Source organism: Streptomyces sp. NPDC045956, from assembly GCF_056430705.1.
On record NZ_JBWKKZ010000003.1, the window covers coordinates 400,354 to 414,655 of the forward strand.

Below are 14,302 nucleotides of genomic sequence, written 5' to 3' on the forward strand. Positions count from 1 at the left end.
ACCCGTCCGTTCCCCGCTGCCGCACTGGCTCACCGACGTATCCCGAACACCGAGGTCAGACATGCGATTCACGACTCGTCCCACCCTGAACGGCACCTTCGGCATGGTGTCCTCCACCCACTGGCTGGCCTCCCAGTCGGCCATGGCGGTGCTGGAGGACGGAGGCAACGCCTACGACGCCGCCGTCGCCGGTGCCTTCGTGCTGCACGTCGTCGAGCCGCACCTCAACGGCCCGGCCGGCGAGGTGCCGATCCTGCTCGCCCCCGCGGGCGGCGAGGTGCGGGTCCTGTGCGGGCAGGGCGTCGCGCCGGCCGGGGCGACGGCCGCGCACTACCGGGGGCTCGGGCTGGACCTCGTCCCCGGCACCGGGCCGCTCGCCGCCGCCGTGCCCGGCGCCTTCGACGCCTGGCTGCTCCTGCTGCGCGACCACGGCACGAAGTCCTTGGCCGACGTGCTTAAGTACGCCATCGGGTACGCCGAGCACGGGCACCCGCCCGTGGAGCGTTTCGCGGAGACCGTCGGGACCGTGCGGGAACTCTTCGAGACGGAGTGGACCTCCTCCGCCGAGGTCTACCTGCCGGACGGGCGTCCGCCCCGCCCCGGTGAGCCGTTCCGCAACCCCGCCCTCGCCGCCACCTGGAAGCGGCTGCTCGCGGAGACGGCCGGCGCGGGGGACAGGGAGGCGCAGATCGACGCGGCACGGGAGGTGTGGCGCACCGGCTTCGTCGCCGAGGCCCTCGTCCGGCAGGCCGGGCGGCCCACCTTGGACACCAGCGGCGAGCGCCACACCGGCACCCTCACCGCCGCCGACCTCGCCGGCTGGTCCGCGGCCTACGAGGCGCCGGCGACGTACGACTGGAACGGCTGGACGGTGTGCAAGGCGGGCCCGTGGAGCCAGGGCCCCGTCCTGCTCCAGCAACTGGCGCTGCTCCCGCCCGAACTGCCCGCCCACGGCTCCTCCGACTACGTCCACCTGCTGGTCGAGGGCTGCAAGCTCGCCATGGCCGACCGGGAGGCCTGGTACGGCGACGCGGACGGCGCCGAGAGGGTGCCGCTCGACGACCTGCTGTCGCCGCGGTACAACGCGGACCGGCGGGCGCTCGTCGGCGAGAAGGCGTCCTTCGAGCTGCGTCCCGGCACCCCGGGCGGGCGGGTACCGCGGCTCAGCGCCCACGCGCGCGTGGCGGCCGTGGAGGGCGAGGGCCTCGACGCCCTGGGGGTCGGGGAGCCGACGGTCGCCAAGGGCCCGGCCTCCCCCGTGCCGGGCGAACCGGACGTGGCCGCCGACGGGGGCACCCGCGGAGACACCTGCCACATCGACGTCGTCGACCGCTGGGGCAACATGATCTCGGCCACGCCCAGCGGCGGCTGGCTCCAGTCCAACCCCGTCGTGCCCGAACTGGGCTTCCCGCTCGGCACCCGGCTCCAGATGACCTGGCTGGACGACGGTCTGCCGAACACGCTCACGCCGGGCCGTCGCCCGCGCACCACGCTCACGCCCTCCATCGCCCTGCGCGACGGGGTGCCCGTCATGGCGTTCGGCACACCCGGAGGCGACCAGCAGGACCAGTGGCAACTGCACTTCCTGCTGGCCGTCGCGCTGCGCGCCCCGGTCCGCGGCGGCCTCGACCTCCAGGGCGCGATAGACGCGCCGAACTGGCACAACGACAGCTTCCCCGGGTCGTTCTTCCCGCGCGGCATGCGCGCCGGGAGCGTCACCGTGGAGGCACGCATGCCCACGGAGGTCGTCGAGGAGCTGAGGCGCCGCGGTCACGACGTGACGGTCGGCGAGGACTGGTCGGAGGGGCGGCTGTGCGCCGTCGCGCGGGACCCGCGGACGGGTGTGCTGTCGGCGGCGGCGAACCCGCGCGGGATGCAGGGGTACGCGGTCGGCCGCTGACCGGAGCCGGGTGTTCGCCCCGATTCCACCTGGAATCCACCACCCGGGCGGGGGCTGTCAGTGGGGCGTGCTCTCATGGAGTCATGATCGAGAGCAACGAAACCATCGACGAGTTTCTCACCCGGCACGCCGACGACGTGGAGGAGGCCGTCCGCAAGGCGGCCGCCCAGGAGATCATGCCGCGCTGGCGCCGGCTGGCGGACCACGAGGTGGACCAGAAGGCCGGCCCGCACGACCTGGTGACGGACGCGGACCGCAAGGCCGAGCTGTATCTCACGGAGGTCCTGGCCGCCCTGCTGCCCGGCTCGGTCGTGGTCGGCGAGGAGGCCGTGCACGCCAACCCCGCCTCCTACGGGGCGATACGCGGCGAGGCGCCGGTGTGGATCGTCGACCCCGTCGACGGCACGCGGCAGTTCGTGCACGGCGACCCCGGATTCTGCACGCTGGTCGCGCTCGCCCACCGCGGGGTGGTGCACGCCTCGTGGACGTACGCCCCCGCCCTGGACCGGCTCGCCACGGCGGTACGGGGCCGGGGTGCCTTCCTGGACGGCGAGCGGCTGTACGCCGGTCCGCCCGAGCCCGGCCGCGACCTGCGGGTCGCCACGTCCCATCCGGACTACACGACGGACGAGCAGAAGCACGCCCTGACCGGCCTGCGCACCCCGGGTGTGGCGCCCCGTGCCTGCGGCTCGGCAGGCCTGGAGTACCTCGCCGTCGCCCGCGGCGAGTCCGACGCCACGGCCTTCTCCTGGGAGGCGGCCTGGGACCACGCCGCGGGCCTGCTCCTGGTCGAGGAGGCGGGCGGCACCCACCTGACCCGCACCGGCGAGCCCTTCCGCATCACGGGCGACAACGAGCTGCCGTTCACCGCGGCCCGCGACGCGGCCACCGCCCGGCGGGTGGTGGCACTGCTGTCGGGCGAGGCCTGATCCGCGCCTGATCCCCTTCGGGCCCCTACGCCCCGCCCCGCCGCGTCCCTCCCGCCCCACCCGCGACCGCAGGCTGCCGGAGCCCGGGCATATCCTGACCCGAGTGGCCATCGGCTGACGAAGGAGTCCGAAGGTGCCGTCGATGCTCGATGCGGTCGTGGTGGGTGCGGGACCGAACGGACTGACCGCTGCCGTGGAGCTGGCCCGCCGCGGTTTCTCGGTGGCCGTGTTCGAGGCGCGGGACACCGTCGGCGGCGGGGCGCGCACCGAGGAGCTGACGCTGCCGGGCTTCATGCACGACCCGTGCTCCGCCGCGCACCCTCTCGGCATCAACTCGCCCGCCTTCCGCGCCCTGCCCCTGGAGCGGTACGGGCTGCGGTGGCTGCACGCCGGGCTGCCCATGGCGCACCCGTTCCCGGACGGCTCGGCCGCCGTGCTCTCCCGTTCGGTCGCGGAGACGGCCGCGTCCTTCGGAGCACGTGACGCGGGCGCCTACCGCCGGCTGGTCGAGCCCTTCCTCCCCCGGTGGGACGCCCTCGCCCGGGACTTCATGTCCCTGCCGCTCACCGCACTGCCCCGCGACCCGGTGACCCTCGCCCGGTTCGGACTGGCCGGCCTGCCCCCGTCGACGTGGCTGATGCGCCGCTTCCGGGACGACCGCGCCAAGACCCTCATCGCCGGCCTCGTCGCGCACGTCATGGCCCCCCTCAGCGGCTTCGCCACCGGCGCCATAGGCCTGGTCTTCGCCCTCGCCGCGCACGCCCGCGGCTGGCCGGTGGCCCGCGGCGGCTCCCAGGCCATCTCCGACGCGCTCGCCGCCTACCTCGAGGACCTCGGCGGCACCGTCCACACCGACTACGAGGTCAAGCGCCTCGACGACCTGCCGCCCGCCCGCGCCTACGTCTTCGACACCTCGCCCACCGCCCTGGCCCGCATCGCCGGCCTCGGGAACCACTACGCCGGCTACCGGTACGGCCCCGGAGTCTTCAAGCTCGACTACGCGCTGGACGGCCCCGTCCCCTGGACCGCCGAGGCACCCCGCACCGCGGGCACCGTGCAGGTCGGCGCGAGCAGCGCGGAGATCGGCGCCGCGCTGAACGCGGCCTCCCGGGAGGGCCGCGCACCCGACCCGCCGTTCCTCATCACCGTGCAGCCCAGCGTCGCCGACCCCACCCGGGCCCCGGAGGGCAAGCACGTCTTCTGGGCGTACGGGCACGTCCCCAACGGCTGGTCCGGCGACCTCACGGACGCCGTCGAACGCCAACTGGAGCGCTTCGCCCCCGGCTTCCGCGACCGCGTCCTCGCCCGCGCCACCGCGGGCCCGCCCGAACTCGCCGCCCGCAACGCCAACTACGTCGGCGGTGACATCGCCTCCGGCGCGATCTCCGGCCTCAAGATCCTGCTGCGGCCCAAGCTGTCCCTCTTCCCGTACGGCACCCCGCACCCGGCGGTCTTCATCTGCTCCTCCGCCACGCCCCCGGGCCCGGGCGTGCACGGCATGTCGGGGCACAATGCGGCGAAGGCCGTCTGGCGCAGGCTGCGGCAGACATGACCACCCTCACCCTCGTCAAGGGCGATCTCACCCGCGAGAGCGCCGACGCCCTCGTCAACGCCGCCAACAGTTCACTGCTCGGCGGCGGCGGCGTCGACGGCGCCATCCACCGGCGCGGCGGCCCCGCGATCCTCGCCGAGTGCCGCAGGCTGCGCGCGGGGCACCTCGGCAAGGGGCTGCCCACCGGCCGGGCGGTCGCCACCACCGCGGGCGACCTGGACGCGCGCTGGGTGATCCACACGGTCGGCCCGGTGCACAGCACGACCGAGGACCGCTCCGCGCTCCTCGCCTCCTGCTACCGCGAGTCCCTGCGCGTCGCCGACGAGCTCGGCGCCCGCACGGTCGCCTTCCCCGCGATCTCCACCGGCGTCTACCGCTGGCCGATCGACGACGCGGCCCGCATCGCCGTCGAGACGGTCCGGACCACCGACACGTCGGTGGCGGAGGCGCGGTTCGTCCTCTTCGACGACCGGGCGTACGAGGCGTTCGCCGCGCTGGTCGGCTGACCGGCCCTCGCACCACCCCCGATTCCCCGTCCGGCCCCCGGATGCTTTCCCACCTGGCTTGACGCTTCTCTTGCAACTGATGTGCAATAACCCCGCACCAACGACAAGCGTGGGGGAGACATGACGACCCGTCGGACCGGTCCGATACGAAGTGCCGCCGTGGTGGCGGCGTTCGCCGCGGGCGCCGGCGCCTGCTCCGCGCCCGGGGGCGGCAGCGGCGACGACGCCGGGGCCGCCGAGTCCGTCGTGATCGGCGTGGCCTCGGAGCCGGACACCCTGAGCCCGCTGCTCGGCTACGGCAAGGACGGAAACTCCAAGATCTTCGACGGGCTGCTGGCCCGCGACACCGACCTCGAGCTGAAGCCGGCCCTGGCGACCGCGCTGCCGAAGATCACCGACGGCGGCCGGACGTACACGTACACCCTGCGCGAGGGCGTCAAGTTCAGCGACGGGGAGCCACTCACGGCCCAGGACGTGGTCTACACGTACCGCACCGTCCTCGACGCGAAGACCAACAACACCGCCCGCAGCGAACTGGACGCCGTCGACGACGTCCGCGCGAGCGGCGACGGCACCGTCGTCTTCACCCTCAAGTACCCCTACGCGGCCTTCGCCGCCCGCACGGTGCTGCCCATCGTCCCCGAGCACGTCGCGGGCGACCAGGACCCCAACACCGGCGCCTTCAACACCAAGCCGGTCGGCACCGGCCCGTACGTGCTGGCGAGCTGGAGCAAGGGCGAGAAGCTCACCTTCAAGGCCAACCCGCACTACTGGGGCGGTGAGCCCGCGGTGAAGACCTTCACCACGGCGATCATCGCCGACGACAACGTGCGCGCCACCCGCCTGCGCTCGGGCGACCTCGACGGCGCCGTCCTGCCGCCCAACCTCGCCGCCACCTTCAAGGGCGACGACGGCCGCCGCACCTACGAGGCGAAGTCCTACGACTTCCGGGCCGTCACCCTGCCCACCACGGGCGAGGTCACCGGTGACCGGGCGGTCCGACGGGCACTGGACCTCGCGGTGGACCGCAGGGCCATGGTCGACAAGATCCTCGACGGCGCGGGCCGTCCCGCGTACGGGCCGCTGCCCGCCGACGACCCCTGGTACGCGCGCGGCATCGAGCGCCCCCAGGACCTCGCCGAGGCCGGGCGCGTCCTGGACGAGGCGGGCTGGAAGGCCGGCTCCGGCGGGGTCCGCGCCAAGGACGGGCGCCGCGCCTCGTTCACCCTGTACTACCCCTCGGGCGACAAGGTCCGCCAGGACCACGCGCTCGCCTACGCCTCCGACGCCAAGAAGGCCGGCATCGAGGTGAAGGTGGAGGGCGCCACCTGGGAGGTCATCGAGCCGCGGATGAAGCACGACGCCGTCCTCGCGGGCTTCGGCAGCGTCGGCGACCCCGACTTCGGCCTCTTCACCCTGCTGCACTCCTCCCTCGCCAACGACGGCTTCAACAACATGGCCGGCTACGACGACAAGACGGTGGACGAGGCACTCGACGCCGGGCGGCGCACCCAGGACCCGAAGAAGCGCGAGGCCGCCTACGACGACATCCAGCAGGCCCTCGTCGAGAACCCCGGCTACACCTTCCTCACCCACATCGACCACCTCTACGTCCTCGCCGACCGCTGGAAGGGCCTGACCACCCAGCTGGAGCCGCACGAGCACGGCTTCGCCAGCGGACCCTGGTGGAACATCGAGGACTGGCAGCCCAAGAAGTGAACCGCTCCGCCCGGCGGCTGCCCTGGGGACCGATGGGACGCCTCGCGGGACGGCGGGCACTGTTCGCCGTCCCCGTCGTCCTCGTCGTCACCTTCGGTGTCTTCGCCATCGCCGCCGCCTCCCCGTTCGACCCCGTCAAGGCGTACGCCGGCACCGCCGCGCTCGGCGCCGACCAGGAGACCCTGGACCGGCTGCGGGACAACCTCGGAGTCGACCGGTCCTTCGTCGCGCGCTGGTGGGACTGGCTGACCTCGGCGCTCACCGGCGACCTCGGCCACTCCGGGGTGATGCGCCAGCCGGTCGCCGAGGTGATCGGTGAACGCCTCGTGTGGTCCGCGCTGCTGTGCGCCGTCGCCTTCGCGGTCGCCGTCCTGGCCGGCACGCTCCTCGGGGTGCTGGCCGCCCGCCGCCCCGGTTCGATGCTGGACCGGGCCGTCACCTCCGTCGCGTACACCCTGGAGGCGGCGCCGGTCTTCTGGATCGCGCTGCTCGCCGTGTGGCTCTTCGCCCTCCAGTGGGACGTCCTGCCGGCCGGCGGGCTGACGGACACCGCCAGCGAGCAGGTCACCCCCGGGCAGGTCGCGAGCCACCTCGTGCTGCCCGCGGGCGTGCTCGCCGTCTCCCAACTGCCCTGGTTCACGCTCTACGTGCGCCAGGGGGTCGGCGACGCCCTGGCCGAGGACCCGGTGCGCGGCGCACGGGCCCGGGGCATCGGGGAGGGCACCGTCCTCTTCGGACACGCACTGCGCTCGGGACTGCTGCCGGTGCTCACCCTGATCGGCTCCCGCGTCCCCGAACTCATCACCGGCGCCCTGCTGGTGGAGACCGTCTTCAGCTGGCCGGGCATCGCCGCGGCCACCGTCGAGGCGGCCACCGCCGTCGACTTCCCGCTGCTGGCCGCCCTCACCACCCTCGCCACCGCCGCCGTACTCGCCGGCAACCTGCTCGCCGACCTGCTCTACGGACTCTTCGACCCGAGGGTGAAGCTCAGTGATATGTGAGTCCCATGGCTGAGATCACAGCCGAGAAGACGGCGCGGCCCACCGTGTGGCGCTCCCACGGCGCCGACCGCCGCTCCACCCGCACCCTGCGCCTGCGCACCTCCGCCGCGCTGCTGGCCGTGACCGTCCTCGCGGTGCTGCTCGTGCCGCCGCTGGTCCAGCTCGACCAGCAGGCCGTCGACCTCGCCGCCAAACTGGAGGCCCCCAGCCGGGCCCACCCGTTCGGCACCGACGACGTCGGCCGCGACCTGCTGCTGCGCTGCGTCTACGGGCTGCGCGTCTCGCTGCTCGTCGGAGTGGCGGCGGCCCTGACGGCGACCGTGGTCGGCACCGCCGTGGGCGCCACCGCCGGAGCGCTGGGCGGCTGGGTCGACCGCGGCGTGATGCGGGTCGTCGACACCATCGCCTCCGTGCCCCACCTGCTGCTGGGCATCTTCATCGTCGCCATGTTCCGGCCGGGGGTCTGGCCGGTGGTGGTCTCCGTCGCGCTCACCCACTGGCTGTCCACCGCGCGCATCGTCCGCGCCGAGGTGCTGTCCCTGCGGTCGCGCCCCTACGTCGACGCGGCCGTCTCCGGCGGCGCCTCCCGGTGGCGGGTGGCCGTACGGCACCTGCTGCCCGGCGTGCTGCCGCAGGCCGCGCTGGCCGCCGTGCTGATGGTGCCGCACGCCATGTGGCACGAGTCCGCGCTGTCCTTCCTGGGACTCGGGCTGCCCACCCACACCGCGAGCCTCGGCAACCTGATCCAGGAGGCGCGGGGATCGCTGCTCGCCGGGCACTGGTGGCCCACCCTCTTCCCGGGCCTGTTCATCATCGTCCCCACCCTCGCCGTCGCCGGTCTCGCGGGTGCCTGGCGGGAGCGGATCAACCCCCGCCGCCGATCGGAGCTGATGCTGTGACCGAGCGAGCCCCCGTGCTGTCGGTACGCGGTCTGTCGGTGCGCTTCCTGATGCCGGGCGGGCGGAGCGTCGCCGCCGTCACCGACGCCCACTTCGACGTGGCGGCCGGCGAGTGCCTGGCCCTGATCGGCGAGAGCGGCTGCGGCAAGTCCGTCCTCGCCTCCGCCCTGCTCGGCCTGCTGCCCGGCAACGCGCGGATCGCGGGCAGCGCGCTCCTCGGCGAACTGGACCTGCTCACCGCCGACGAGCGGACCTTCGCCCGCACCGTACGGGGCCGGCTGATCGGCCTGGTGCCGCAGAGCCCGGCCGCCCACCTCACCCCGGTCCGCACGATCCGCTCCCAGCTGGAGGAGACGGTCGCGCACCTCACCCCGGTCCGCGGCCGAGCGGAGCTGCGCCGGGCCGCGGAGGCCGCCGCCGAACGCGCCGCCTTCCCCCCGGACCACCTCGACCACCACCCGCACGAACTCTCCGGCGGTCTCGCCCAGCGCGCCGCCACCGCCCTCGCCCTGGTCGGCGAGGCCCCGCTGCTGCTCGCCGACGAGCCGACCACCGGACTCGACCGGGACCTGGTGGACCGGACCGTCGACGAGCTGCGACGCCACGTCGACGACGGGACGGGCGACGAGGGGCGGGCGCTGCTGATGATCACCCACGACCTGGCAGCCGCCGAACGCATCGCCGACCGCATCGCCGTCATGTACGCGGGCCGCATCGTCGAACTGGCCGACGCCGACGCCTTCTTGGGCACCCCCGGGCCCCGCCACCCCTACAGCCGCGGCCTGCTGGACGCCCTGCCCGAGCGGGCCTTCACCCCGATCCCCGGACTGCCGCCCGAACTCGGCGCCCTCCCCGACGGCTGTGCCTTCGCGGTCCGCTGTGAGCGGGCCACCGACTCCTGCGCCGCGCTCCCGTCGCTGACCGGCACGGTCGCCTGCCACCACCCGCACGCCGTGCTCACGGAGGCCGCCGACCGTGCTTGAACTGAACGACATCACCGCCGGGTACGACAGGAACACGCCCGTGATCCGGGCGATCTCCCTGTCGGTCGCGCCCGGGGAGGCCGTCGGCCTGCTCGGCCCGAGCGGCTGCGGCAAGTCCACCCTCGCCCGTGTGGCGGCCCTGCTGCACCACCCCGACGCCGGCACCCTCGTGGTCGACGGCACCCCCGTACGGCGCTGGCGCCACCGCGCCCCCCGTGAGCAGCGCACCGCCTTCGGCGTCGTCTTCCAGCAGGCCCGGCTCTCGGCCGACCCCCGGCTGGCGCTCACCGACCTGATCGCCGAGCCCCTGCGCGCCACCGGCCGCCGGACGGGGATCACCGACCGGGTCCGTGAACTGGCCGCCACCGTGGGGCTGACCGGCGACCTGCTGAGCAGGCGTCCGCACGAGGTCAGCGACGGCCAGCTGCAACGCGCCTGCCTCGCCCGCGCGCTGGTGCTGCGCCCGCGCTGGCTGGTGTGCGACGAGATGACGGCGATGCTCGACGCCTCGACCACCGCCGCCCTGGTCCGGGTGGTGGAGGACTACCGCGCCGCCACCGGTGCGGGCCTGCTGGCCGTCGGTCACGACCGTGTCCTCCTCGACCGCTGGTGCGACCGCACCGTCGAATGGGCCACCTTGACGCGCTCCTGACCGCGCTCCCGCCCGCCGGGCGCGCGGAAGCGGCCACCGTCCACCAGGAACCAACAAAGTCCGACGGGGTAATTGATTCGGTTGTGTTCGGGTCCTAGGGTGTGCCTGACCCAGTAGTCGCCGCGTCACCGGCAGTTGTGCAGCACCCCCACGTCAACTGCTGTCACAGCACCGTGCGTTGAGCCGCTCCCGAAGCCCACGGAAGGCCACGGTCATGCCGCACTCGCCCGTGTCACCCGCCGCACTCCCGGCCCCCCACACCCGGCCGCTCGTCAGCCGCCGACGCCTCCTGGAGGGCGGCGCCGCCGTCCTCGGTGCGCTCGCCCTGTCCGCCCCGCCCGTCGCGGCCCACGCGGCCGGCCGCCGGGCGCCGTCCGACGAGCCCCCGCAGTGGCAGGACTTCGGTGTCTTCCGGCTCGGCACCGAACCGCCGCACACCACGCTCATGCCCTACCCGGACGTGAAAGCGGCCCTCACCGGAGACCGCACCCGCTCGCCGTACCGGCTGAGCCTCGACGGCACCTGGAAGTTCGCCTACGCCGACCGACCCGAGGACCGGGACGTCGACTTCCACCGCACCGACACCGACGACCGCGACTGGGAGACCGTCCCGGTGCCGTCCGTGTGGCAGCTGCACGGTCACGACTTCCCGATCTACCTGAACATCACGTACCCGTACTGGGGCCCCAACGGCCGCGGCGAGGACCCGCAGCCGCCCACCGCGCCGACCCGCTACAACCCGGTCGGCCAGTACCGGCGCACCTTCACCGTCCCCCGCGACTGGGACGGCCGCCGCACCTTCCTCCACTTCGAGGGCGTCAAGTCCGCCCACTACGTGTGGATCAACGGCGAACTGGTCGGCTACGACGAGGACTCCTACACGCCCTCCGAGTACGACATCACCGACCACCTGAAGCCCGGCACCAACCAGATCGCCGTCGAGGTCTACCGCTACGCCGACGGCGACTGGCTGGAGGACCAGGACATGATCCGGCTGAGCGGCATCTTCCGCTCGGTCCACCTCTACTCCACGCCCGCCGTGCACCTGCGCGACTTCAAGCTGGAGACCCCGCTGGACGACACGTACACGGCCGCCGAGCTGGCGGTCACCGCGAGCGTGCGGGCGTACGGGGACGGGCCCACCGCCGCCGGCCGGTACACCGTGGAGACCCAGCTCTACGACGCCCGCGGCCACGCCGTCTGGTCCCGCCCGCTCCAGCAGTCCGCCGACCCCGCCGCCGTCGGCGCCGGTCAGGACGTCACCGTACGGGCCGCGAAGGCCGTACGCGAGCCCCGGCTGTGGTCGGCCGAGCACCCGTACCTCTACACCGCCGTGCTGCGCCTGCGGGACCCCGCGGGGAAGGTCGTGGAGACCCTGTCCCACCGGGTGGGGTTCCGCGAGTTCGCGCTCAGGGACGGCCTGATGCGCATCAACGGCCGGCCCGTCTCCTTCCGCGGCACCAACCGGCACGAGATGCACCCGGACCGGGGCACCGCCCTCAGCCGCGACGACCTGGTCGAGGACATCAGGATCATCAAGCGGCTCAACATGAACAGCGTCCGCACCTCGCACTACCCGAACAACCCGCTCTGGTACGAACTCGCCGACGAGTACGGCCTCTACCTCGTCGACGAGACCAACCTGGAGACCCACGGCATCCGGGAGGAGTACCCCGGCGACCACCCCGAGTGGACCGAGGCGTGTGTGGCCCGCGCCCAGAACATGGTGCACCGCGACAAGAACCACCCCTCCGTCGTCATCTGGTCGCTCGGCAACGAGGCCGGCGGCGGCAGCACCTTCACCGCCATGCACGACTGGATCCGCTCCTACGACCCCACCCGCGTCATCCAGTACGAGGGCGACGACCGTCCCGGCATCAGCGACATCCGCTCCGAGATGTACGACACCCCGCAACGCGTCGAGCAGCGGGCGAAGGACACCTCGGACACCCGCCCGTACGTGATGATCGAGTACGCCCACTCGATGGGGAACTCCACCGGCAACTTCAAGAAGTACTGGGACGTCGTCCGCGCCCACGACGTGCTCCAGGGCGGCTGGATCTGGGACTTCGTCGACCAGTCGCTCACCTGGCCGGTCCCGCAGCGCACCCTGCTGACCGAGACCGGGCCCGCCCGGCTGCGCGGCGAGATCCTCGGCGCCTCCGGCACCTTCGAGCCCGGCAAGGGCCTGTCCGGCGGCACCGTCTTCGCCCGCGACGAGGGTCTCGACCTCACCGGCTCGCTCACCCTGGAGGCCTGGGTCACCCCGGGCGTGACCGGCTACCACCAGCCGATCCTCACCAAGGGCGACACCCAGTACGCGCTGAAGCAGAACAACCGGACGCTGGAGTTCTTCATCCACTCCGGCGGTCAGTGGATCACCGCCACCTGGACGGTGCCGGAGGACTGGACCGGCCGCGAGCACCACATCGCGGGCGTCTTCGACGCGGAGGCCGGCTCCCTCACCCTGTACGTGGACGGCGAGCTGCGCGCGACCCGCACCACCGACCGCAGGCCCACCGCCAACACCGCCTCCCTGGCTCTCGCCACCGACGCCGACAACCAGGTCCGCGAGTTCAGCGGCACCATCCACCGCGCCCGCGTCCACGCCCGCGCCCTCACCGCGGCCGAACTGGCCGACGACGGCCGCGGCCCCGAGGACGAGGGGGTGCGCTTCTGGTTCGACGCGCGGACCGTGGGGGTCGAGCGGAAGCGGCCGAAGGAGAAGACCTTCTTCGCCTTCGGCGGCGACTGGGGCGACAACCCCAACGACGGCTGCTTCGTCGCCGACGGCGTCGTCCTCGCCGACCGCGGCCACACCGGCAAGGCCGCCGAGGTCAAACGGGTCTACCAGGCCGTCGGCGTCGAACCGCGGGCCGGGCAGCCGGGCGCGGTCACCCTCGTCAACGAGTACCTGTTCACGAACCTGCGCGAGTTCGACGGCCACTGGGAACTCGTCGCCGACGGCGAGGTGGTGCGGCGCGGGCGGCTCACCCGCAGGCAGCTGGACGTGCGGCCGCTGTCCCGCAAGGACATCACCGTGCCCGTGCGACTGCCGGACGACCCGGCGCCCGGCACCGAGTACTTCCTCCAGTTGTCCTTCACCACCAAGGAGGCCACGCCCTGGGCGAAGGCGGGCTTCGAGGTCGCCCGGGCGCAACTCCCCCTCGACGCCGACGTCCGCGCCGTGCCCCCCGTGCCCCTGGACCGGGTGCCGGCCCTGCGCCACCGGGACGGCGACGAGGAGGTCACGGTCGACGGCCGGGGCTTCTCGGTGACCTTCGACAAACGCTCCGGCACCCTCTCCTCGTACGAGGCGCAGGGCAGGCGGCTGATCAACTCCGGACCCGTACCGAACTTCTGGCGCGCGCCCACCGACAACGACCACGGCAACGGCCAGCACACCCGCAACCAGACCTGGCGCGACGCCGGCACCCGGCGCGCGGTCACGGACGTCACCGTGCGCGCCCTGGGCGAGCGGGCCGTCGTGATCGAGGTCGCCGGTACCCTGCCCACCACCGTCGAGTCGGCGTACACCACCACGTACACGGTGTTCGGCAACGGTGAGATCAAGGTCGACAACACCCTGCACCCGGGCGCCGCGAACCTGCCGTACATCCCGGAGGTCGGCACCCTGCTGTTCCTGCCGCGCGGCCTGGACCGGCTGCACTACTACGGTCGCGGCCCCGAGGAGAACCACTGGGACCGCAACACCGGCACCGACGTGGGCCGGTACTCCGGGACCGTCGCCGAGCAGTGGACGCCGTACATCCGCCCGCAGGAGAACGGCAACAAGACCGACGTCCGCTGGATCGCCCTCACCGACCGCCACGGCTTCGGCCTGCTCGCCTCGGGCGAACCCCTGCTGGAGGCCAACGCGTCCCACTTCACGCCGGAGGACCTGTCGGCGGGGGTGCGGCACGACTACCAGCTCACCCCGCGGGACGCGGTCGTCCTGCGGCTGAATCACCGTCAGATGGGGGTCGGGGGTGACAACAGCTGGGGCGCACACACGCACGACGAGTTCAAGCTGTTCGCCGACCGGGACTACTCCTACACCTACCGGCTGCGGCCGTTGACGGACGTGCGGGAGGCGACGGCCGCCTCGCGTCGGCCCACGGCGACGGATTAGCGGCCCGGGAGCCCGGGGTACCCGGGCTC

The 14,302-nt window shown here is 73.4% G+C and carries 10 protein-coding genes; all 10 read left to right on the forward strand.

Going from position 1 to position 14,302, the window contains the following annotated elements; all coding sequences use genetic code 11:
- The first annotated feature begins 61 nt into the window (after window positions 1-61).
- The 10 genes from AC07FV_RS10800 (at window position 62) to AC07FV_RS10845 (ending at window position 14,273) form a co-directional block, all read left to right on the forward strand.
- Window positions 62-1,900, forward strand: a complete 1,839-nt coding sequence (locus AC07FV_RS10800) for a gamma-glutamyltransferase family protein (protein WP_479086265.1) — start codon at window positions 62-64, stop codon at window positions 1,898-1,900.
- Between the two features lie 83 nt (window positions 1,901-1,983).
- Complete coding sequence (locus AC07FV_RS10805) at window positions 1,984-2,829, forward strand: inositol monophosphatase family protein (RefSeq protein ID WP_479086267.1); 846 nt, start codon at window positions 1,984-1,986, stop codon at window positions 2,827-2,829.
- Between the two features lie 142 nt (window positions 2,830-2,971).
- On the forward strand, window positions 2,972-4,381 hold the full coding sequence (locus AC07FV_RS10810; protein WP_479086268.1) for a phytoene desaturase family protein: 1,410 nt from the start codon (window positions 2,972-2,974) through the stop codon (window positions 4,379-4,381).
- Complete coding sequence (locus tag AC07FV_RS10815; protein ID WP_384692287.1) at window positions 4,378-4,887, forward strand: O-acetyl-ADP-ribose deacetylase; 510 nt, start codon at window positions 4,378-4,380, stop codon at window positions 4,885-4,887. The genes AC07FV_RS10810 and AC07FV_RS10815 overlap by 4 nt, the downstream gene beginning before the upstream one ends.
- Before the next feature lie 120 nt (window positions 4,888-5,007).
- A complete protein-coding gene (locus AC07FV_RS10820) occupies window positions 5,008-6,606 on the forward strand; it encodes an ABC transporter substrate-binding protein (protein ID WP_479086271.1) in 1,599 nt (532 codons plus the stop codon).
- A gap of 32 nt (window positions 6,607-6,638) precedes the next feature.
- Window positions 6,639-7,607, forward strand: coding sequence for an ABC transporter permease (locus AC07FV_RS10825; protein WP_479086272.1), 969 nt, complete (start codon window positions 6,639-6,641; stop codon window positions 7,605-7,607).
- A 5-nt stretch (window positions 7,608-7,612) separates the two neighbouring features.
- A complete protein-coding gene (locus tag AC07FV_RS10830) occupies window positions 7,613-8,506 on the forward strand; it encodes an ABC transporter permease (protein ID WP_479086274.1) in 894 nt (297 codons plus the stop codon).
- The gene (locus AC07FV_RS10835) at window positions 8,503-9,489 is read left to right on the forward strand and encodes an ABC transporter ATP-binding protein (protein WP_479086276.1); all 987 of its coding nucleotides are present in this window, start codon (window positions 8,503-8,505) and stop codon (window positions 9,487-9,489) included. Before AC07FV_RS10830 ends, AC07FV_RS10835 begins: the two co-directional genes overlap by 4 nt.
- Window positions 9,482-10,141 carry an ABC transporter ATP-binding protein gene (locus tag AC07FV_RS10840; RefSeq protein WP_479086277.1) on the forward strand — a complete coding sequence of 220 codons (660 nt, stop codon included), beginning with the start codon at window positions 9,482-9,484 and terminating at the stop codon, window positions 10,139-10,141. Before AC07FV_RS10835 ends, AC07FV_RS10840 begins: the two co-directional genes overlap by 8 nt.
- 214 nt (window positions 10,142-10,355) lie before the next feature.
- On the forward strand, window positions 10,356-14,273 hold the full coding sequence (locus tag AC07FV_RS10845; RefSeq protein ID WP_479086278.1) for a glycoside hydrolase family 2 TIM barrel-domain containing protein: 3,918 nt from the start codon (window positions 10,356-10,358) through the stop codon (window positions 14,271-14,273).
- Window positions 14,274-14,302: the final 29 nt, after the last annotated feature.